Source organism: Budvicia diplopodorum (genome assembly GCF_009800925.1).
In the GTDB taxonomy this organism is placed as follows: domain Bacteria; phylum Pseudomonadota; class Gammaproteobacteria; order Enterobacterales; family Enterobacteriaceae; genus Budvicia; species Budvicia diplopodorum.
This window is the reverse complement of record NZ_WOYF01000001.1, coordinates 412,264-435,289: the sequence shown is the minus strand read 5'-3', so window position 1 is coordinate 435,289 and position 23,026 is coordinate 412,264. Positions and strand designations below refer to the sequence as shown.

Below are 23,026 nucleotides of genomic sequence, written 5' to 3'. Positions count from 1 at the left end.
TATGCTTTATCCAAGTGAACAAGAACTGTACGCCCCGATTGAGTGGCTGGATTGCTCCGAAGGTTATCAGGATATCCGTTATCACAAGTCCGCCGACGGTATTGCTAAAATCACCATCAACCGCCCGGAAGTGCGCAATGCATTTCGCCCGGTTACGGTTAAAGAGATGATTCAGGCGCTGGCCGATGCCCGCTATGATGACAATATTGGCACCATTATTTTAACCGGTGAAGGTGAGAAAGCGTTCTGTTCAGGCGGCGATCAGAAAGTTCGCGGCGACTACGGCGGCTATCAGGATGACAGCGGCGTTCATCACCTTAACGTGCTGGACTTTCAGCGCCAGATCCGTACCTGTCCTAAGCCTGTGGTAGCGATGGTTGCCGGTTATTCTATCGGCGGCGGTCACGTATTACACATGCTGTGCGACCTAACGGTAGCGGCAGAAAACGCTATTTTTGGCCAGACCGGTCCTAAGGTCGGTTCTTTCGACGGTGGCTGGGGTGCTTCGTATATGGCGCGTATTGTCGGCCAGAAGAAAGCCCGTGAAATTTGGTTTCTGTGCCGCCAGTACAACGCGAAAGAAGCGTTAGACATGGGGCTGGTGAACACCGTGGTTCCCGTTGCTGACTTAGAAAAAGAGACCGTACGCTGGTGTCGTGAAATGTTGCAAAACAGTCCAATGGCGCTGCGTTGCCTTAAGGCCGCGCTGAACGCTGACTGTGACGGTCAGGCCGGTCTGCAAGAGTTAGCCGGTAACGCCACGATGCTGTTTTACATGACCGACGAAGGTCAGGAAGGGCGTAACGCGTTTAATGAAAAGCGTCAGCCTGACTTCAGCAAATTTAAGCGTAATCCATAATGCGCAAAGTCGAACTTTATCGCTTTAGCCTGCCGATGGAGGCGGGCGTAATTCTGCGCAATCAGCGGCTGAAAACCCGCGATGGCCTGCTAATGTGCCTGACGCAGGATGGCAAACAGGGATGGGGTGAGATTTCACCTTTGCCGGAGTTTTCGCATGAAACGCTGGAAGAGGCTGAAGAAGCAACGCTAGGCTGGCTGCACAGCTGGGTAACCGGCGATCAGGCTTTTGAAAGCGCGTTACCGTCGGTGGCCTTTGGCACCAGCTGTGCGCTGGCCGAGCTGGACGGTCGCCTGCCTGAAACCGCGGATTACCGTAAGGCTCCGCTGTGTAATGGCGATCCTGACGAGCTGTTTATCGCGTTGGGCGCTATGGCGGGTGAGAAGGTCGCCAAGGTCAAGGTTGGCCTGTATGAAGCCGTCAGAGACGGTATGATCGTTAACCTGCTGCTGGAAGCCATACCCGATTTAAAACTTCGGTTAGACGCCAACCGTAGCTGGACCAAAGCGAAGGCCGACGGTTTTGCTAAATATGTGTCGCCTGAGTTTCGCTCACGCATCGAGTTTTTAGAAGAGCCCTGTAAAACCCGCGATGAATCCCGTGAGTTCGCCCGTGAAACCGGTATCGCTATCGCGTGGGATGAGAGCGTGCGTGAAGCCGACTTTATGGTTAAGGCCGAGCCGGGCGTTGCTGCCATTGTGATTAAGCCAACGCTAGTGGGCAGCATTCAGCGCTGCCACTCGCTGATCCATCAGGCCCATAATGCCGGGTTAAACGCGGTGATTAGCTCATCGATTGAGACCAGCTTAGGTTTGACCCAACTGGCCCGCATGGCGGCGTGGCTAACGCCGGAGACTATTCCGGGCTTAGATACGCTGTCGCTTATGCAGGCTCAGTTAGTGCGTAAATGGCCCGACAGCGATCTGCCGCTGGTCGACATTGATTCGCTGGAAGTGGTATGGCGTCGTTAGATTGCCAGCATTTTAGCGACTGGCCGTGGCGGTTCTGGGCCACTCACCGCCCGAATGCCACGGCGATTATTCGCGGGCTGGAGCCGGTAAGCTGGCATCGGCTGATTGATGAAGTAAACGCCGTCAGCGCCGGTTTTTATCAGTGCGGAGTCCGCAGGGGCCACGGCGTGGCACTGCGCGGCAAGAACAGCCCTGAGATTTTAGTTGCCTACCTTGCTGCACTACAGCTTGGTGCCCGCGTGCTACCGGTTAATCCTCTGCTTGCTGATTCGCTACAGGCTCAGCTTTTCCCTTTGCTCAATATTGATTATGGCTGGTGTGCTCAGCGCAATGAGTGGCCAATCGGCGTTCAGCCGTTGTCTTCTCCGCGTTCATCGGGCGAACGGCCGTTGTCTAACTATATTGCGCCATGGCCGTCTGACTGTGCGGTGACGATGACGTTGACCTCAGGCTCCAGCGGCTTGCCGAAAGCGGCCGTGCATCGGCCAGAGGCGCATTTAGCCAATGCCGATGGGTTACTGCAGATGATGGAATTTGAAGCGGGTGACAGTTGGCTATTATCGTTACCGCTGTTTCACGTTTCCGGGCAGGGCATAGTATGGCGCTGGCTGCTAAAAGGCGCGACGCTGGTTCAGCGGGAGCTGCATCCGTTGACCGACGCACTGTACGGCTGTACTCACGCCTCGTTAGTTCCCACGCAGCTTTGGCGACTGTTAGAACAGACCGCCGATAGCTTCGCGCTTAAGCAGGTGTTACTCGGCGGGGCGGCGATCCCGATTGAATTAACCGATCGCGCAACTAAGCAGGGTATTGCCTGTTGGTGTGGTTACGGTATGACGGAAATGGCATCGACGGTGTGCGCTAAGCGGGCGAATGATACCTCCGGCGTTGGGGTTCCGCTGCCGGGCCGGGAAATGCGCATTGTCGAGCGCGAAGTCTGGCTACGCGGTAGCGGTCAGGCGTCCGGTTACTGGCGCAACGGAAAAATTCACCCGTTTACCGATCAAGAAAGCTGGTTCCACACCAGGGATCGCGGAGAATGGAAAGACGATGAGCTGTATATTTCAGGCCGTCTGGATAATCTGTTTTTCAGCGGCGGGGAAGGCATTCAGCCCGAAGACATTGAACGGGTGCTGGTTAGCCATCCTCAGGTCGATCAGGCTTTTGTGGTACCGGTGGATAACGTGGAGTTTGGCCAGCGGCCGGTAGCGGTGATTGACGCTAATGCAGCGCTGGATTTAGCCCAACTATCTGACTGGCTACGGGGAAGAATCGCCCGCTTTCAGATTCCCGATGCCTATTACTTTCTGCCTTCAGGGCTGAAGACCGGCGGGATTAAGATTTCCCGACTGGCGGTGAGGGAATGGGTGAACAAGGTCCACCGGGCGCTTTAGTTGGACAATTGGGGTTTACCTTTACTTCTCGCCAACCCATACCACCTCCCGCCAGCCTCTTACGCTATTAATAAACCCAATCTTTTCGGCTCTGTTTAGGGCCTCTCTGCTCAGTACCGCTTCAGCAATTTTCCCTGCGGTTAACAGAGCTTGGCGCTCTGTTCCGGCCAACAGCCCGCAGGTGAGGGCGGGCGTCAGCCATTGGCCGTCAATCAGCAGCACCGCATTACCGTTAACGAATTCGGTGATCTCATTGCGCTGGTTATACATCAGGCGTTCATGGTCTATGGTGACTTTTGGGTAGAGGTCTCGCAGCGTTGTTTTGTGATACAGCAGGCGGTTATCGCTGTTAACCGGTTCATTGGCCCACGATGCGGCCAGCGGTTGAGTCAGCGGGGTAATCGCTTCACTTTCTAGCGTAGTTTCTCCGTTTTTACTCAGCAGTAGCCGGACTTTCCATGACTGTTCAGGTTTTTTCTGAGCAAACAGCTTGAGCTGGTTAACGGTCTGATTACGGTCAAACGCGAAGTTGAAGTACCGGGCTGAAGCGCTCAGCCTGTTAAGGTGAAGATCGGCAAGGTGGTAGGCACCGTCCTGCAGTAACAGGCTTTCTAGCAGTCGTGTGGGTAAATTCACCCGGCGTAAAATCGCGGCTTTATCCAGCACTTCCTGATACTCATCTTCTGCGGTTGAATCCCAGGTGATGCCTCCGCCAACGCCATAGCGGGCGCGTTTCTTTTGGCTGTCGATGATTACGCTACGGATCGGAACGTTGAACAGCGCTTCTTTACCGGGTGTTATATAGCCTATCGCCCCGCAATACACCTCTCTGGCCTGCGGTTCTAGTTCGGCGATCAGTTTCATGGTGCTGGCTTTCGGCGCACCGGTAATGGAACCACAGGGAAACAGGGCTCGGAAGATATCGGTTACGGTGGTTTGTGCTCGGGTTTCGGCCGTAATGGTGGACGTGAGCTGCCAGATCGTTGGGTACTGCTCGGCGTTAAACAGTTCGGTGACCCTGACGCTTCCCGGCTTAGCCACCTGACTGAGATCGTTACGCAGCAGGTCGACAATCATCACGTTTTCGGCCTGATTTTTTTCCGAAGCCAGTAATCGTGCTTTACGCATCAGATCGTTAGCTGAATCGGTGCCTCTTTCGGCCGTTCCTTTCATCGGTTTTGCCGTCAGGATCCCCTGATGCCAGTGGAAAAACAGTTCAGGCGAAGCGGATAAAATCTTAAACCTGCCGGTATCCAGATAGGCGGCATAGTTAGCCTGTTGAACGCTGAGCAAATAGCGATAAAAGTCATAGCTGCTTTGGGCTGAACCGTGGTGAGAATCGGCTTCTAAACGGATGGTGTAATTAGCCTGATAGGTATTACCGGCCGCGATTTCAGACTTAATTCTCTCAATGGCTTTTTGATATTGGCTGACGCTGGTTTGGGGCTGCCACTGTTCCAGACTAACCGGCGGCGGCGTGGCTTCATCGGTAGCGTTCATTTGGCTTACGGCATCATAGATTCCAAACCAGAGTAACGGCATATCTCCCTGCGGTGGCGTTTGATAGTAGGGCTGAAATGCGCTTGCGGCTTCATAAGATAAATAGCCAGCAGCGTAAAACCCTTGTTCGGTCGCCCGCTCAATTTCCGCCAGTTTATCGATCACATGCGCAATGTCTGAAGTCTGAATTATTCGAACCGGCCGCTCAAACCGTAGTGGCTTATGGTTGAAGTCAAAACGTAAGGTCATATCAAATCAGCTCATTGGTATAAGTAGCTATAAATTGCTTAAGCATCGCTAAGCCGCACTCGGTCAGAATAGCTTCGGGGTGAAACTGAACCCCTTCAATCGCCAGCGTTTTGTGTCGAATCGCCATGATGATGCAGGGGTCAGCGGTGGCCGAAATATCAAACTCATCGGGTAACGTTTGTGGGTCGATCGTCAGCGAATGGTAGCGGGTTACCCGTAGCGGTAGGGGGAGGTGGTTAAATAGCGTTTTTCCATCGTGCTGTATTAGCGCCGTTTTGCCATGAACCGGCGGGAAACACTGAACGATTTTAGCGCCAAAGGCCTGAGCAATTGCCTGATGCCCTAGGCAGACGCCCAGTAAGGGAATTTTGCCGGCAAACCGTTCGATCGCTTCTAAGGTCACACCGGCATCGTCGGGCGTACCGGGGCCCGGCGACAGCACGATTGCCGATGGGTTGATATCCGCGATTTGTTGCACCGTTAGCTCATCGTTTTTAACGATCTCTACGTTCGCGCCGGACTGGCGAAGGTTATCGAGCAGGATATAGCTAAAGGAGTCGTAATTATCAATCAATAAAATCATGAGGAAGAATATTCACCGCTACTGTTTGACGGGGCGTTCAGGCTGATGGGCTATCTTAGCGGATAAATCTTATTTTGGCGTGGGTTTCGTCTGCGCTGAGTATTGGGGCTGAGGCCTGAAGTAAAAAAGCCCGCACGGATGCGGGCGTTGTGTTTAGCTTAACCGATTAGCAATTTTTCAGATTTTCCAGCGCCTTAGCGACGCCCGTACCGTAGTCCGGGTGGACTTTAGTGAACAGGCCAATTTGGCGCTGTTGAATCTCAGCCGGAATTTCGATCAGCTCACTGGCGATACGGTTAAACATACGCTGGTGCTCTTCGGCACTGAGTAAGTTGAACAGTGCGCGAGGCTGACTGTAGTAATCGTCATCTTCACGATGATTCCAGTGGTCAGCGGAGCCTTCAATGGTTAACGGCGGTTCGCTGAAGTCAGGCTGCTCTTTAAATACGCCAAAAGAGTTTGGTTCATAAGTCGCACCGTTACCGCTATTGCTGTCAATGCGCATTGCGCCGTCACGATGGTAATTATGGAATGGGCAACGCGGAGCATTAACCGGGATTTGAAAATGATTAACGCCTAAACGGTAGCGTTGAGTATCACCATAGGAGAACAGCCGACCCTGTAGCATTTTGTCCGGAGAGAAACTAACGCCGGGAACGACGTTAGCCGGGTTAAAGGCCGCCTGTTCTACTTCAGAGAAGTAGTTATCCGGATTGCGATTCAGCTCAAATTCGCCAACTTCAATCAGCGGTGCGTCTTTATGGAACCACACCTTAGTCAGATCGAACGGGTTGTAAGGCAGTTTTGATATTTCATGTTCCGGTATAACCTGAATGTACAGTTTCCATTTCGGGAAGTTGCCTTCTTTGATGGCGTTAAACAGATCGCGCTGTGAGCTTTCGCGATCTTTACTGATTAATTCTGCCGCTTCATCGTCCATCAGGTTTTCTATACCCTGCTGAGTGCGGAAGTGGAATTTTACCCAGTGACGTTGGTTATTTGCATTGATAAAGCTAAAGGTATGGCTGCCGAAACCGTGCATATGGCGATAAGATCTTGGTATTCCGCGGTCACTAAAGTCGATGGTTAACTGGTGAAGTGATTCTGGCACTTGGGAGAAAAAGTCCCATTTGTAGGTCGGATTACGTAAATTGGTGTGCGGATCGCGTTTTACTACGTGGTTCAGATCGGGAAATTTTAACGGGTCGCGCAGGTAGAATATTGGGGTATCGTTACCGACTAAATCCCAGTTGCCTTCTTCGGTATAAAACTTCATGGCAAAGCCACGGATGTCACGTTCAGCGTCTGCCGCACCGCGCTCACCGGCGACGGTAGAGAAGCGTATGAACATTTCGGTTTTTTTACCAATGTCAGAAAAGATTTTAGCGCGGGTATATTGGGTAATATCGTGGGTTACGGTGAATGTACCGTAGGCACCGGAACCCTTTGCGTGCATTCGACGCTCAGGGATAACTTCTCGGTCAAAGTGGGCTAATTTTTCTAAAAACCAGATGTCTTGCAATAACATCGGGCCTCTGGGACCTGCGGTAATTACATTATTATTATCTACGACTGGCGCGCCTGCTGTCGTGGTTAGCTTTTTTTCGCTCATCATTTTCTCCTGTTAAACATCAAATAAGTGTAGGTTCATTGACCCTGTAGTGGAGCCGGAACGCTCTCTTCCTTAAAACTACTACCATTAATAGAGATATTGTCAGGTAATGGCTAATCGTTACGGCCTATTATGACCATTAGCATTTTCAATATAAGTTCATATTGAGTAGATACCCTGCATATCTCGATGAAATAATTCAGTTTGTCATAATATACCTGCGGTATTTTCCATCATATGGAAGGCAGGTTTTGACAGAAATGGTCTGTTGGTCAAAAAAACGCTATCAATTTTTATTGTTTTAGGAGCGGATAAAAAGTCGCTCTAACTATTTAGTGTAGCTACTTACGTGGGGATATGTTTTGTACCATGAAGTTAACTGGATCACAAATTGCGCTTTTTGGAGAAATAGTAAGATGACAGGGACGGGAATATGCGTGCTTCTGCTTAACGATTGTTCGGAATTTCAAATTAAACAACGATGTCAGCGAGTTCAACGGAACAATCGCTTACTCCGCTGAACCCAGTAGCGCTAGAAAAATTAGTGTTGTGGTAACCAGCCAAATACGATGCCTAGCTGAATGGCGATAATACCCAATCCAAAGCAGAAGGCAACCAACAGCCCGAACGAACCGCCCAGAACGCGATAGCCATCAGCGTGCTGCTTACGCGTTTGCATGACTAACATTGCCGGTAGCAGAAGGGCTAAGACCGACAGCGCGATAGCGGCGTAGCCTAACGCCATAATGAAACCCTTTTGATAAAACAGGGCAAACATCAGCGGAGGCAGGAAGGTAATGAGCCCGGTTTGTAAACGGCCGGATACGTTATCACGGCGTTTGAACAGGTCAGCAAGGTAGTCAAATAGCCCTAGCGCGACGCCAAGAAATGAGGTTGCCAGCGCTAGCGCAGAGAATAAACGCACTGAAATTTCAACCGAAGGCGTATCCACCACTTCTTTCACCGCTTGTAGCAGGCCATTAAGCCCCGATTCTGCAGCAATAATGCCCATAAAGGTATGGGAACTAATGGCACCCAAGGTTGCCAGTTGCCACAGAATGTAGGCAACTAGCGGAATGGCGCTACCAATAATAAATATTTTACGCAGCTTGGCGATATCACCGTTCATGTATTTAACGATGCTGGGAATGCTGCCGTGAAAGCCAAAAGAGGTGAAAATTACTGGAATGGCTGACAGAGCCAGCCCTTGCTCGATGGGGAGGGTGAGCAAATTGGCGCTTTTTACATGGGGCATCATGACGGTCAGCATGACGACCAAGAAGATAATTTTTGTGGTAAATAGACCACGGTTAATAATATCTACCGAGTGAGTTCCGACGCATACCACGCCGCCGCCAATAATGGTGAAAGCTAACGGACCCGCTATCGGAGGCAAGTTAAGATTGAAAGACTCATTCAGGCTAACTAACACCAGTTCGCCGCCGCCGCTGATATAGGCAGCAACCAAAGCGTACATCAGAAATAGCATTGCCAGCCCGGTAAGCATATTTCCTTTTGCACCCAAATAGCGTTTTGCCAGCGTACCGAGTCCATCAGCAGAATCACCATATTGATAGGCTTCTACTAATAGTAATGCGGTATAGCACATCATCCCCCACAGCACGATCAGCATCATCAGGGTAACGCCAAAGCCTACTCCGGCAGCCGCCAGCGGCATGGCTAACATTCCTGCACCGATAGTGGTGCCGGCCACGATAAAAATACTGCCTAAAGTGCGATTTCTCACCCGAACCTCGGATTATTTTAATGGTGTTATCGAAGTCAGTTAAGCTGCGTTCTGACGGTTTTATAATCATGCTTAAACAACGGCATAGCGCCAGCTGTTTAAAGATGCGGTTAGGGTAAGTGAGATATATTGGCGTGTCAAACTATAGGTACAGCTGTACTTTAAACTTTACGGTTAATTAATCAGCGATAAAAGTAAATAGAAAAGTCACACCCTATATTTTTTGTTAGTGAGATTTTACGACAAGCCCCGCTGATATAATGTTGGCTTCCCCGTTACTGGGACATTCTTTAATTAGCGTTTGCCAGTTGTTTTCTGAATTCCGCCGTGGGCATAGTTCCTATGCTTTCACGTATTCTTTCATTTTCTTGCGTATTTTTTCATTGTTTAATTTGTTGCCAAAATTAGACCAGTTAGAGAACCGGGCTTAATCAATCAAACCAGTACGCATTTAAAAACTCACGATGAAAAAACCATTAAAATGCTCAATAAGTCCGTTTTGTTGGGTGCGGCTGAATATGAACCCATTGGATATTGTTTCCTTCATTTCATTTTAATCAGTTAACCGAAATAAACTCCGGACCATTATCAATAACAATATGTTTCGCTAGCCGTGTTCTACTTTTAAAGGTTCCAGAACGGGAATTCCCGTTTTGCTGGCAATAATGGTTCAGCTTCAATCGTTAGATATTCCCGAGCCTCTTCATCTTAAATAGACAATGTCTAAAATTGTTTCTGGTAATACAACTCATCATGCATCAAACCCAATGAGAATTCGCTATTATGGCGATTCATTGAGGTCGTCTTTATTGTTTTTGTCGGACCTTTTAGTCCGACGCCTTAAATTTAGCCCTAAACGACAGTAAACGCGATAAACTCGTTTATGATTAAACTGATAGCCTTCAATACGAAGCTGAAAGTAGCATTTCCAGAATCCAGCCTGTGGGTATTTGGCTAAAATAGACTGGATGGCTGCAATAACTTGGCTATCTTTTTCATTCCAGTCAACGGGCTGTCGGTAGTAACCAGAACGTGTTAATGCCGTCATCTGACAGGCTTTCATGACAGATAATCCTGATGTAACTAACGTTTCAGCACAGGATTTTCGCTCTGCCATTACCAACCCTTTTTTACAAAAAGTTCCCTCATAGCATGATTTTCCTGACTGACTTCAGAAAACAACTTCTTTAAGTTTATATTTTCCTCTTCAAGTTGTTTTATTCTATTTATATCCTTATTCACCATACATCCATACTTTGATTTCCAATTATAGTAGGTGGCATTGCTAATGCCGTGTTGACGACAAATATCATCTACTTTTATTCCTGAATCAGCCATTTTTAAGATGCTGGCGATTTGAGCCTCTGTAAAACGAGTTTTTTTCATAAGCACTCCTAATTGTAAAGTTAAAATAGATAGTCTAATTATATGTGCCTCGATTTAAGGGTAGTTTAAATCCCAAACTGTTTTATTTTCTATTCTTTCATCTGTTTTATTAATTTCGCTTATTATTATAATATGTTACAACACATATCAAGAGGTGGTGTGGTGTTGGTTGTAAATTTCAACTAATTAATTATATTGGATATTTTGTTTATGATACGAAAGTTCCATTTAAATAACACGCATTGCTATGTCCTATTTTTTGTATGTCAAGATATCTGTGGGAAATATATTATATTTCATAGCTAAAGGTAATGGTATCGGATTAGATTTTACAATGGGTTGATGGAGGTATATTGCAACCCATTGGATGTTCTGTAATTATGCGTTTTGTTTTTTTATAATTAGAAATATTTACTAATAATAATTTTCTGACTTAATTTGTTGGTAAGCGTTGTCTTATGGCTTTTGCCGGTAATTGTTTAGTAGCTATAGGCGCTTTTAGATAACTATATTTCTGCAATGCATTCTTATCAGTTTATTGATTTCTAATAACTTAATAATGGTGTGGAGTAATTTGTTTAAGGCGGGAGATAAATAAAATGAATAGGCTACCTAACGGTAAAACTAATGTACGGTTTAAGAAACTTATACGCTATACGCTACTGTATCGAGCAATCCGTAGCTGTATGCTAAGCGCCCCACTGTTTGGCCTATCGTTGTCAGCGCATGCAACGGTAACGATAGGTAGTTCAACAACGTCTCAAACTCTAAGTACTGATAGTAACTATCTGGTTAATGCTGGAACGGTTATCACTTCCTCGCTAGGACCCGCGACTCTCGAAATTACTGGTATAGCACCCGTAACGTTAACCAATTCCGGTTCTATTACTCAGACTAGTGGCAGTAATTCCGCTGTTAGGTTTACTATCGAAGGATCTTTAATTAATCAAAGTACCGGTTTAATAACGGGCAACACATACGGTGTTGCCATGGCTGCTGCTAGCGGTGTTAATAACAATGTCACCAACTATGGAGATATTAGCGGTACCAGTAGTTATGGTATCAACTATCGCAGCGGAGGGGGTACCGTTGATAATTTTGGTACCATCAATGGCAATATCGGCAGTTCAACCACATCGGTAGGAATAGCGGTAACCGGCACGTCGACAGGCGCCACCATCAATAATCACGCCGGTGCATCTATCCTTACAGGGATAGGTAATACATTTTATCCTTCAGCCATTCAATTAGAAGTCGGTTCTAGCACCGTCAATAATGACGGTTTACTTAATGGATATTTATTCGGTATCAATACGTTAGCGGCTACGGGTGTCACTACCGTTACTAATAGCGTTACTGGACAAATTCAGGGATCTAGCAATGCTGGTATTAACCTACAGAGCAATAGCTTTATCACCAATAGCGGTAGTATTTCCAGTACGTCAGGTTCCGGTATTTTACTCTCGGGTAGCAATAATAGCGTAATCAATAGCGGGACTATCATTGGCTTGGGTGGTAACGCGATCAATATTGTTGGCAATAATAACGCCATAACCTTAGATACGGGTTCTAGCTTAACCGGTGATATCAACAGTTCGGGTACCGGTAATACGCTAACATTACAAAATGCGGGCAGCGTAGCCAGCAATATGATCGGCCTTAACAGTTTGTCAATGATAGGTTCCAGCTGGACGCTTAGCGGTAATGCTACCTTCACCGGCAGCGGAAATAGCGTTATCGCGGTGAACAACGGAGCGTTGATAGTCACTGGAACCCTTATTGCGGTTGGTACCACCGTCGCCAGCGGGGCCACGCTTCAGTTGGGCAATGGCGGAACTCTTGGTGATGTCGTTACCGGGTTGCACGTTAATGGAAACCTAATCGTCAATCATAGTAATACCTATTTCTATACCGATCCGATCGACGGTACCGGTTCATTTACTCAGCAAGGAACGGGAACGACGATACTGACCGGAGCCAGCACCTTTACCGGCGGTACTGTGGTTAATCACGGGACTTTGCAATTAGGCAATAACCCGGCCTCTCAATACACCGGTGCCGGGCTTCTTGTTGGTGAAATCACCGTTAATTCAGGTGCCACTCTATTACTAAACGGCTCAGACGTTCTGGGATATAGCTCGCCGACTAACAGCGTTCGGACTATTAATCTTAATAGCAGTACGCTGACTCATGCCGGTAATGACACCAACGGGTGGGGAGTAACCTACAATCTGGCCGGTGCGTTGATGCAGACCACGGGAAGCGGGAATTTTTCTTTTGGTGGCGGTACCACGGTTAATACTTTGGCCTCAACCAATAGCTCTGAGATTGCCGGACTGGTTACCATCTATGACAGTAATCCCGGCAATGCGGCCGTTTTTAACGTAGCCAATGGCGCTGCCGGTATTGATCTATTGGTTAGCGCCAATGTGAACGAAGAGTCCGGCAGCTATGGCATTGCTAAGCTAGGCGACGGGCTTATGGCGTTAACCGGTACGGCGACTTACACTGGTGGCACGACTATCAGCGGCGGTACGCTGCAAATTGGTAACGGTGGTACGACCGGTAGCATTCTGGGAAGCGTGGTTGATAACAGCATATTGGCCTTTAATCGCTCCAATGCATTGACCTTTAGCAACATTGTTAGCGGTTCGGGCGTATTAACTCAGGCCGGTAGCGGTACGTTAACGCTCTCGGGCGTAAATACCTATTCCGGCGGAACCCATCTGGACGCCGGTATCCTTAGCGTAGGCGCGGATAATAACCTTGGTGCTGCGGCCGGAGAGCTTACTTTTAACGGTGGCGCGCTGAGGTTCAGCAGTGGTTTTACTTCGGGCCGTGCGGTAACGCTCAATAGCGCTGGCAGTATCGATACTCAGGCCAACACCAATACGCTGTCAGGGGTTATCTCTGGCGTGGGGGCGCTTATCAAGCAAGGGGCGGGAACCTTAATTCTCGCCGGTGAGAATAACTATAGCGGCGGTACGACAATAAGCGCCGGTACTTTACAAATTGGTAATGGCGCCACCGCCGGTAGTATTACGGGTAACGTCACCGGAGCTAACGGTACTTTGGCCTTTAACCGTAGCGATATATTTGGTTTTAGCGGTTCGATCAATACGCAATCACTTGTTCAGCAGGGAACCGGCACGCTCACGCTAACCGGTACGGGCTCTTCTGTGAACGCGGCAAGCGTGACTTCGGGTATCTTGAATCTGGCGCAGGCCGGCGTTTTCAGTACCACCGGTGGTTACTCGACCTCTGGCAACGCGACAACCTCGATATCTAGCGGTTCAACCCTGAACGTTGGCGGTTTGTTTACTCAGGCCGCCAATTCAACGTTGAGTATTGATTTGGGTAGCAGTACGCCGATTACCAGCGGTACTGCGAGCCTGGGCGGAACGTTAGCGATTTCCGGGCTTGTGACCAGCCAAGCCTCCAGCGCCAGCGCTCTGGCCGCGATCCAACAAACGATCATCCACACCGCCGGGGCTAACGGCATCAGCGGTGATTTCACTAACTTTAACCTCGGCGGTACTACTACGGTAGACTATCTCAGGCTAATAGGAAGCAAAGCCAACAGCGATCAAGACTATAACGTGGGTTTAAGCCTTGCGTGGTTTTCTCCGCTTCCTGTCTCAAGCGGTACCTTTACCCTAACCAATCCCGGCGACGTTTTTAATGTTGATGTGGTTCTCAACGATCAATTGGCCAATCCTACCGCTAGCTGGGACGGCATCGGCTTAACTAAGAACGGCGCGGGCACCCTGATTTTATCGGCTCTGAATACCTATACTGGCGATACCACCATCAATGCGGGAACGCTGCAGATCGGCACCGGCGCGCTTACCGGCGGCGTAACCGGCGATATTATTAACAACGGCGCGCTGGTTTTTAATCAAAACGGTAACTCGACCTATGCCGGTCAAATTACCGGTAGCGGCGGTCTAACCAAATCGGGTACCGGCAGCCTAACGCTCAGTGCCGCAAATGCCTACACCGGTGACACTCAGATTAATGCCGGCATATTGCAGTTAAACAACGCGGCTGCTGCGGGCAGCGGTGGCGTTGCGATTGCCAATAGTGCGCTACTGGATCTGGCATTGAGTAACGGTACTTTTGCCAACGTGCTATCGGGCAGCGGTAATACCTTGCTTAGCGGCAGCAACGTAGCGATTAGCGGCGTCAACGGCGGCTATACCGGAAACTGGGATATCACCGGCTCGGCCACCATTACGCAGGCGGCCAACTTAGGCAGCGGCGCGGTTAACCTTGACGGCGGGCTATCCATTAACCCAATGGCGTCGGGTAGCTACAGCTTTGCCAACGTGCTGACCGGCAACGGTACTCTGACGGTCGGCATGTTCAGCGCAACCGATGCCTTTAACTTTGCCCTGAGCGCGGGCGCTAACTTTGGCGGTACGGTCGCGTTGGGCAACAGCCAGTTCGCCTTATCGGGTGTGAATACACTGGCCCTGACCGACGCTACGTTAAAACTGAATAGCGGCAACACCACCGTCGTGGGCAGCGGCACTCAGGCGATCGGCAACCTTACTCTTAACGGCGGTACGTTAAACTTTGGGTTAAATGACCTCTCCGCCAGCACTGTAACGGCGAGAATTGCGACTGATAATCTAGATATTTCAGCGACTCCCGGCAACATTCAGATTAATACCTCCGGCCTTAGCACGCTGGCCTCTAGTACTACCAACCTATTGAAACAGGATGACCAAACGCTGGGCTTGAAGATGATCTCAGCGAATACCGTCACGGGGAATGTGAGTGATTTACAGCTAATCGACCAGAACGGCGTTGCTATCACTGCTGCTCAGATAGGCGACGTTATTGAAGGTAGCGATGTTGTTGCTAAAGCCAGCTATAACATAGGATTGAATACCGGGTCTGGCAATGACGGTTTGTACGTTAGCTATGGCCTGACCCAGTTAGATCTACAGAATAATCAAACCCTGCATTTAAATGCCTCAGCCGGTGCCACCGGCAGCGCAGCTGAACTATCGGTGCGGGTAATCGGCCTCGGTAATTTGGATGTGAATGCCAGTTCGGCGGTCGGCCAAACCATTTCGATTAATAACGCCACTAACGGCTATACCGGTGCGACAACCGTCAGCGCCGGTACGTTAAGCATAGGGAGTAATAATGCCCTGGGCGCGACCAGCGCACTGTCGTTGGCGGCCAATACCGGGCTGTTATTAAACGGCCATAGCCAGACTATCGGTAGCTTTAACGATACCTCCACCAGCACGACCAATCTGGGGGGGGGGAGCTTAACCATCAGCAACGGCGGGCAAAGCAGCGGAGTATTAACCGGCAGCGGCGCGTTAAACCTGACCGGCGGCACGCTGACGATGAATGCCGCCAACAGCGGACTGAGTGCGGCGGTAAATTTACACGGCGGTAACGCCACGCTGAATAATATCGCGGGTTTTGGCAGCGGCAATATTGATATCGCTTCGGCTAATAGCCTGACGCTGGCGGTAGCCAGTGCCGCAACCCTGACCAATGCTCTGAGCGGTGCAGGCCTGATCGTGAAAACCGGCACCGGCAACCTGACTATTGCTACCGCCAATAGCCGAACCGGCGCAACGCAGGTGAATAACGGCACGCTGATTCTCAGCAATGCGGGCGGCGTAGGCAGCGGGGGCATTGCCGTTGCGAGCGGCAGTGAGCTGGATTTAACCTTTAACAGCGCCACTTTTGCCAACGCGCTAACGGGCAGCGGCAATACCTCGCTTAGCGGCAGCGGCGTGACGATTAGCGGCGCTAACAGCGGCTACTCCGGCAACTGGGATATCGCCAGCACCGGCTCGGCGACCATCAGGCAGGCGGCCAACTTAGGCAGCGGCGCGGTTAACCTTGACGGCGGGCTATCTATCAACCCAACGGCGGCGGGGAGCTACAGCTTTGCCAATAAGCTGACCGGCGACGGCACCCTGACGGTCGGTATGTTCAGCGCAACCGATGCCTTTAACTTTGCCCTGAGCGCGGGCGTTGATTTTGGCGGTACGGTCGCGTTGGGCAATAGCCAGTTCGCCTTATCGGGTGTGAATACATTGGCCCTGACCGACGCGACGCTAAAACTGAATAGCGGCAACACCACCGTCGTGGGCAGCGGCACTCAGGCTATCGGCAACCTCAATCTTAACGGCGGCACGCTGGTGTTTGATATTAGCGTGCCGGGCGATACCGATCCTGCGGGCATGATTACTACCGGCAATCTGGATTTAAACGGCGGCAAGGTTCAGATGACCACCTCCGGTTTAACCCCGGGGGTGGGCAGTACCTATCTGATAGAGCAGGATAACGGGAATTTACAGTCACAGCTGATTGCTGCCGCTAGCGTGACCGGCAGTGTGGGAAATTTGACGTTGATCGATCAGAACGGTGCTGACGTTGACGTTAACGGTGCGCAGATTATCAACGTGACGGAAGGGGCGAACCTCGTTGCCAAAGCCAGCTATAGCTTCGGTCTGCAAACCGGTACCAATAACGATGGCCTGTATCTGAGCTATGGCCTGACCCAGCTGGATCTGCAAAGCGGCCAGACTCTGCACTTGAATACTGCGGCAGGGGCCACGGGTAGCGCGGCGCAGCTGACCGCGCGGTTAATTGGCAGCGGTAATCTGGATGTGAACGCCAGCGCGGCGGCCGGTCAAACGATTTCGATTAATAACGCCACTAACGGCTATACCGGTGCGACAAACGTCAGCGCCGGTACGTTAAGCCTCGGCAGCAATAACGCACTGGGCGCGACCAGCGCACTGTCGCTAACGGCCAATACCGGGCTGTTATTAAACGGCCATAGCCAGACTATCGGTAGCTTTAACGATACCGCCACCAGCACTACCAGCCTGGGCGGCGGTAGCTTAACCATCGGTAACGGCGGGCAAAGCAGCGGAGTATTAACCGGCAGCGGCGCGCTAAACCTGACCGGTGGAACGCTGGCGCTGAATGCGGCCAACGGCGGGCTGAGTGCGGCGGTGAACCTAAACGGCGGCAACGCCACGCTGAATAACATCGCAGGTTTTGGCAGCGGCAATATTAATATCGCTACGGCCAGCAACCTGACTCTGGCGGTAGCCAGCGCCGCCACGCTGGCCAATAGCCTGTCGGGCACAGGAAACGTCACCGTTCAGACCAATGGCGCAACGCTAAGCGGTAATAACAGCGGCTTTGCCGGTCGCTTCACCGTTAATTCGGGCGCTAATCTGATTGCCGGGGTCGCTAACCATCTGGGAACGGCCAGCGTGGCCAACGCCGGAACCCTGACCATCAACAGTTCAACTAACTGGACGCTGGCCAATGCCTTATCCGGCGCTGGCGCACTGGTGAAAACCGGCACCGGCAACCTGACTATCGCTACCGCCAATAGCCGAACCGGCGCAACGCAGGTGAATAACGGCACGCTAACCCTCAGCAATACGGGCGGAGTAGGCAGCGGTGGCATTGCCATTGCGAGCGGCAGTGAGCTGGATTTAACCTTTAACAGCGCCACTTTTGCCAACGCGCTAACGGGCAGCGGCAATACCTCGCTTAGCGGCAGCGGCGTGACGATTAGCGGCGCTAACAGCGGCTACTCCGGCAACTGGGATATCGCCAGCACCGGCTCGGCGACCATCAGGCAGGCGGCCAACTTAGGCAGCGGCGCGGTTAACCTTGACGGCGGGCTATCTATCAACCCAACGGCGGCGGGGAGCTACAGCTTTGCCAATAAGCTGACCGGCGACGGCACCCTGACGGTCGGTATGTTCAGCGCAACCGATGCCTTTAACTTTGCCCTGAGCGCGGGCGTTGATTTTGGCGGTACGGTCGCGTTGGGCAATAGCCAGTTCGCCTTATCGGGTGTGAATACATTGGCCCTGACCGACGCTACGTTAAAACTGAATAGCGGCAACACCACCGTCGTGGGCAGCGGCACTCAGGCTATCGGCAACCTCAATCTTAACGGTGGTACGCTGAACTTTAACGTTAGCCTGCCGGGGAATGGTACTCCGGTAAGCTCGATTACCACCGGCGATCTGGCGCTTAACGGCGGCAAGGTTCAGGTGAATGTGACCAATACCGGGTTTGTGAACCCGAACCCTTTGCCTTCTGGATTAAGCCTGTTGGAACAGGATGATGCCAATCTGTTGACTAAGATCGTCAGCGCTAGCTCAGTGACCGGCAGTGCCGGTAATCTTCAACTGGTCGATCAGAGCGGAAATCCAGTCGGTAGCCCGAAAATCATCAACGTGACCGAAGGCGGCAATATCGTGGCCGTAGCTAGCTACAATTTTGGCCTGAGCAGCGGCACCAATAATGATGGTCTGTATATTAATGACGGTCTGACCCAGTTGGATCTACAAAGCGGACAAACCTTACATTTAGCCGCTGGCGCTGGTGCAACGGGCAATGCCGCGGCCCTGAAGGCGCTACTTATCGGTAGCGGTAGTCTGGATGTGAATGCCAGCGCGGCGGCCGGTCAGACGGTCACCCTGTCTAACAGTAACAACGGTTATACCGGTTTAACCAGCGTTAGCGCGGGTACCTTAGCGCTGGGTACCAATAACGCTCTCGGTGTCACCAGTGGATTAACGCTAGCGGCAGCCAGCGGGCTGGCATTAAATGGCCATAGCCAAACTGTTGGCGGCGTGAGCGATACGGCGACCAGCAATATTTCACTGGGCGGCGGTAGCTTAACCATCAGTAACGGCGGGCAAATCAACGGTGGATTAACCGGTAGCGGTTTGTTGAATCTGACCGGCGGCACGCTGACGGTGAATGCGGCCAATAGCGGGCTAAATGCGACGGTAAATTTACACGGTGGTAATGCCACGTTGAATAATCTATCAGGCTTTGGCAGCGGCAATGTTGATATCGCCACGGCTAATAGTCTGACCTTAGCGGCTACCGGTGCGGCGACGCTGGCCAATAGACTATCAGGCGCAGGAAACGTGATTGTTCAGACTAACGGAGCAACCCTCACCGGCAATAGCAGCGGCTTTGCGGGTAACTTCACGGTTAATTCGGGCGCTAATCTGATTGCCGGGGTCGCCAATAATTTGGGAACGGCCAGCGTGGCCAACGCCGGAACTCTGACCATCAACAGCGCAACCAACTGGACGCTGGCTAATGCGTTATCCGGCGCTGGCGCGCTGGTGAAAACGGGAACGGGTAATCTGACTATCTCTACGGCCAACGGGATGACCGGCACCACTCAGGTGAATAACGGTACGCTAACTCTGAGTAACGCGGGTGGCGTAGGCGGTGGTGCTATCGATATTGATAGTGCCGGGGTACTCAACCTGAACGTTGGTACTACCAGCTTTGGCAATGCTATCAATAACGACGGACAGCTTCAGATAACCGGTAATACTCTTCAGTTAAACAGCGTTCTGACCGGCGTTGGCAGTACGTTGGTCAGCGGGACTAACCTGAGTATCACTGGGCTTAATGGCGGATACAGCGGTAACTGGACGATCGCCAACGCGGGCTCCGCTTATATCACTCAATCGGCAAACTTGGGTAGCGGCGATGTGCTGCTTAACGGTCGATTAACCCTTGATCCAACCGTAGCCGGTAATTTTACTTTTATTAATACTCTGGCGGGCCACGGTACGCTGGCTGCGGATCTCTCTTCTGTCACCGATATCTTCCGCTTTGCTTCGGGCGTTAGCGCCGGATTTAACGGCACGCTGGAGATGGTGACTGGGCAGTTTGAGCTGAATGCCGCTTCTGACGCGGCGATGGCTAATGCCACGCTTAAGCTGGATGCTGGCGGTAGCTCTTTACTGGCCGATAACCGGACTATCGGTGGTCTGAGCTTTAATGGCGGTACGCTGTCGGCCAACATGACCGGATTTAATAACGATGGCGTGCTGAGCGTTAATCGTTTAGATACCATTGCTGGCGGTACGCTGGCTGCCGGTGTACCGACTGATTATCCTAACCCGTCGGGCGTGATGCCGGAAGCTAACGATAACTTCTTTGATCAGGATGACAACATACTGCTGCAGGTGGTTGCCGCCAGCGGTACTGTGACGGGCGTTGGCTCTCAGCTGGCGTTAACCGCTCAGGATGGCTCGCCGGTAGGTGCTGGCTATGAAATTAATATTCACAGCGGCAATAATATCACCAGTCCTATCACGGCTATTGCCAGCTATGACTACACGGCTAACGTGCGCTCCAATGGTTTATGGATAGGTTTTAACCTTCAACAGCTGGATATACAGACCGGGCAAACGTTGGTACTGGAAAATAGTTCTGCGACGGACAATGCGCTCGGCGCCAAAATTACTGGTTCAGGCAATCTTAACGTGTTGGCGGTGGGTACGGCGACGTTGGCCAATGCGGCCAACGATTATACCGGTGTCACCACCGTTGATAGCGGCACGTTACGGCTGGGCACCAATAATTCTCTGGGGCATACCCAGTCGGTGGCTCTGACCACCGGCGGCGTTGGCTTAGATTTAAACGGTGTCTCCCAGTCGGTCGGTGCGCTTAACAGCGCGGTGGGTACTCTGTTTAACTTTAACGGCGGTACGTTCACCATCGATGGCGCGCTGCGCAGTGCCGGCAGCACTGACGGCGGTATGATTAGCGGACAACTGATCGGCAGCGGCGAGTTCATTATTGATCCAAGCATCGTTAGCATTGACGGTGCAAATTCGACGCTGAGCGTGACAACCACGCTGAGTAGTGGTTCAGAAGTGCGGCTAAATGACGCTCAGAGTCTGGGTAGCGGCGGAATTAACCTGACGGCGACTAACGCTATTCTCAGCCTGATAACCTTTAACGGTAAGAGCGTTGCCGGAAACTTTGTCAATGCCATTAACGGTAGCGGTAATGTGGTGCTGGGCAGCGGGACTAACGTCAATATCACCGGAGCCAATGCAGGCTTTAGCGGTATCTACAGTATTGATAGCGGTGCCGCGATGACGGTTAGTCAGTCTGAAAACCTTGGCAGCGCAGCGGTTATTGATAACGGGCATTTTACCGTCGCCAACGGCAGTAACTGGACGTTTACCAATGCGCTGACCGGTAGCGGTGATTTTGTTAAGGCCGGTAGCGGGGAACTGTTGGTTAATCAGCTAGGCCATACCGGCACCTCGGTGGTAGATAGCGGTGCGTTGATTATCGGTGACGCGACAATGTCTGGTGCGACTCTCGGTGCGAGCGGTGCAGGTGATGTGGCCGTTAATAGCGGCGGAACACTGGCCGGTACCGGTAGCGTCACCGGTAACGTGATGAATCACGGCACTATTTCTGCGCTTAACGCATTGGGTAATTATTCGTCAGCCAGCGCCAGCAACTTAACGCTGTTGGGTACGCTGAACAATAGCGGTACGGTGGTGCTGGCCGGTTCTCAAGTGGGGAATACGCTGACGGTCAACGGTCATTATACCGGTAATAACGGCACCGTTGAGTTGAACAGCGTGCTGGGCGGTGATAATTCCAAATCTGACAAACTGGTACTTCTGGGGGGAAGCAGCGGCAGCACTAACCTGCGGGTGAATAACCTTGGCGGTCGCGGCGCTCCAACCACCGAAGGCATTCAGGTTGTCAGCGTCAGCGGTGGGGCTTCCGACGGTAGATTCTCACTGTCTAACCCGGTGGTGGCCGGTTCTTATGAGTATCGGCTTTATCTGGGTAGCGCCAGCCAGCCGACCGATGGTAACTGGTATCTGCGTTCAGTGACCGGTGACGGCCCGGTACCAAACCCGGTTCCAGGATTGTTATTGCGCCCGGAAATCGGCGCCTATCTGGGTAACCAAATGGTCGCTCAAACCATGTTCCTGCATACCTTTAAAGATCGTCAAGGAGAGCAGGCTAGAACGGGTGGGTCGGATGAGGAATCATCAATCTGGGGCCGTATAGTCAATGACCATATTGATAGTGAAGCCGCCGACGGTGTGATTGACCAAAAAACCAATACCACGCTGGTTCAGCTTGGCGGAGATGTCGGGCGTTGGAGCTCAAACGGTAGCGACTTGCTTAAAGTGGGCGTAATGGGCGGTATCGGCCAGAGCAAAACCGACGTTCATGCCGACGGCAATAGCGCAAAAGCAAACGGGCAGGTTGATGGCTATAGCGTTGGCGTTTATGGTACTTGGTTTGCGGATGACAAAACCCGCACCGGGGCCTACGTTGACAGCTGGATGCAATACGGTTGGTATAACAATAAGGTTAACCGTAAGGGCTTGGCTGAAGAGAATTATAACAGCCAGACCATGACGACATCGGTTGAAACCGGATATGGCTTTGAGCTGGCAAAATATGGTTCTAACCAATGGATTCTGGAGCCTCAGGTTCAGGCGATTTATATTAACTATAATAGTGACGATATTACTGAAGACAACGGAACTCAGGTTGCTCAGCAGGGTGGCAATAACAATCTCATCACCCGTACCGGCCTGCGTTTGATCGGCAATATTACCCCGAACGGGGCTGCGATTCAGCCGTTTGCTGAAGTTAACTGGTGGAACGGTAAGGTCGCAAATACCATCGCGTTCGATGGCCAGAGCCAGCACGATGATGTGCCGAACAACCGTTTTGAAGCTAAAGTAGGTTTACAGGGCAATCTGTCTAAAAATCTACAAATGTGGGGTAACGTCAGCGGGCAAACCGGAGATAATGGCTATCGTAGCTACGCCGGTCTGGTGGGGGTTAAATATAATTGGTAGCGGTTAAGCTAACCTATTTATAGAACGGCCGTTGTTGATAAGCCC

Annotated in this window: 8 protein-coding genes and 1 pseudogene; 4 read left to right on the top strand and 5 right to left on the bottom strand. The window is 51.2% G+C overall.

Annotation, left to right across the window (positions count from 1 at the left end; translation table 11 throughout):
- Window position 1 precedes the first annotated feature (1 nt).
- The 3 genes from menB to menE are packed head-to-tail and all read left to right on the top strand — an operon-like array spanning window position 2 to window position 3,224.
- Complete coding sequence (menB, locus tag GVI43_RS01785; protein WP_159564790.1) at window positions 2-859, top strand: 1,4-dihydroxy-2-naphthoyl-CoA synthase; 858 nt, start codon at window positions 2-4, stop codon at window positions 857-859.
- Complete coding sequence (gene menC, locus GVI43_RS01780) at window positions 859-1,830, top strand: o-succinylbenzoate synthase (RefSeq protein ID WP_159564788.1); 972 nt, start codon at window positions 859-861, stop codon at window positions 1,828-1,830. The genes menB and menC overlap by 1 nt, the downstream gene beginning before the upstream one ends.
- Window positions 1,818-3,224 (top strand): o-succinylbenzoate--CoA ligase, encoded by a 1,407-nt coding sequence (menE, locus tag GVI43_RS01775; RefSeq protein WP_159564786.1) that lies wholly within the window; start codon window positions 1,818-1,820, stop codon window positions 3,222-3,224. Before menC ends, menE begins: the two co-directional genes overlap by 13 nt.
- A gap of 21 nt (window positions 3,225-3,245) precedes the next feature.
- Here the strand turns inward: menE and pabB are convergent, their stop codons facing one another.
- The 5 genes and pseudogenes from pabB to GVI43_RS01750 all read right to left on the bottom strand — a co-directional run.
- Window positions 3,246-4,973: an aminodeoxychorismate synthase component I gene (pabB, locus tag GVI43_RS01770; protein ID WP_159564784.1), complete on the bottom strand. Its 1,728-nt coding sequence runs from the start codon at window positions 4,971-4,973 to the stop codon at window positions 3,246-3,248.
- A gap of 1 nt (window position 4,974) precedes the next feature.
- Entirely contained in the window at window positions 4,975-5,556 is a 582-nt protein-coding gene (locus GVI43_RS01765; RefSeq protein ID WP_159564782.1) for an anthranilate synthase component II, read from the bottom strand.
- 166 nt (window positions 5,557-5,722) lie between these two features.
- Window positions 5,723-7,168, bottom strand: coding sequence for a catalase (locus GVI43_RS01760; RefSeq protein WP_170324301.1), 1,446 nt, complete (start codon window positions 7,166-7,168; stop codon window positions 5,723-5,725).
- A gap of 541 nt (window positions 7,169-7,709) precedes the next feature.
- Window positions 7,710-8,855, bottom strand: a complete 1,146-nt coding sequence (gene tyrP, locus GVI43_RS01755; protein ID WP_343032120.1) for a tyrosine transporter TyrP — start codon at window positions 8,853-8,855, stop codon at window positions 7,710-7,712.
- A gap of 494 nt (window positions 8,856-9,349) precedes the next feature.
- Window positions 9,350-10,301, bottom strand: a pseudogene (locus GVI43_RS01750) (transposase); the annotation flags it as partial.
- A gap of 599 nt (window positions 10,302-10,900) precedes the next feature.
- Between GVI43_RS01750 and GVI43_RS01745 the strand changes: the two are divergent.
- Window positions 10,901-22,981: an autotransporter outer membrane beta-barrel domain-containing protein gene (locus tag GVI43_RS01745; protein ID WP_159564776.1), complete on the top strand. Its 12,081-nt coding sequence runs from the start codon at window positions 10,901-10,903 to the stop codon at window positions 22,979-22,981.
- The last annotated feature ends 45 nt before the right edge of the window (window positions 22,982-23,026 follow it).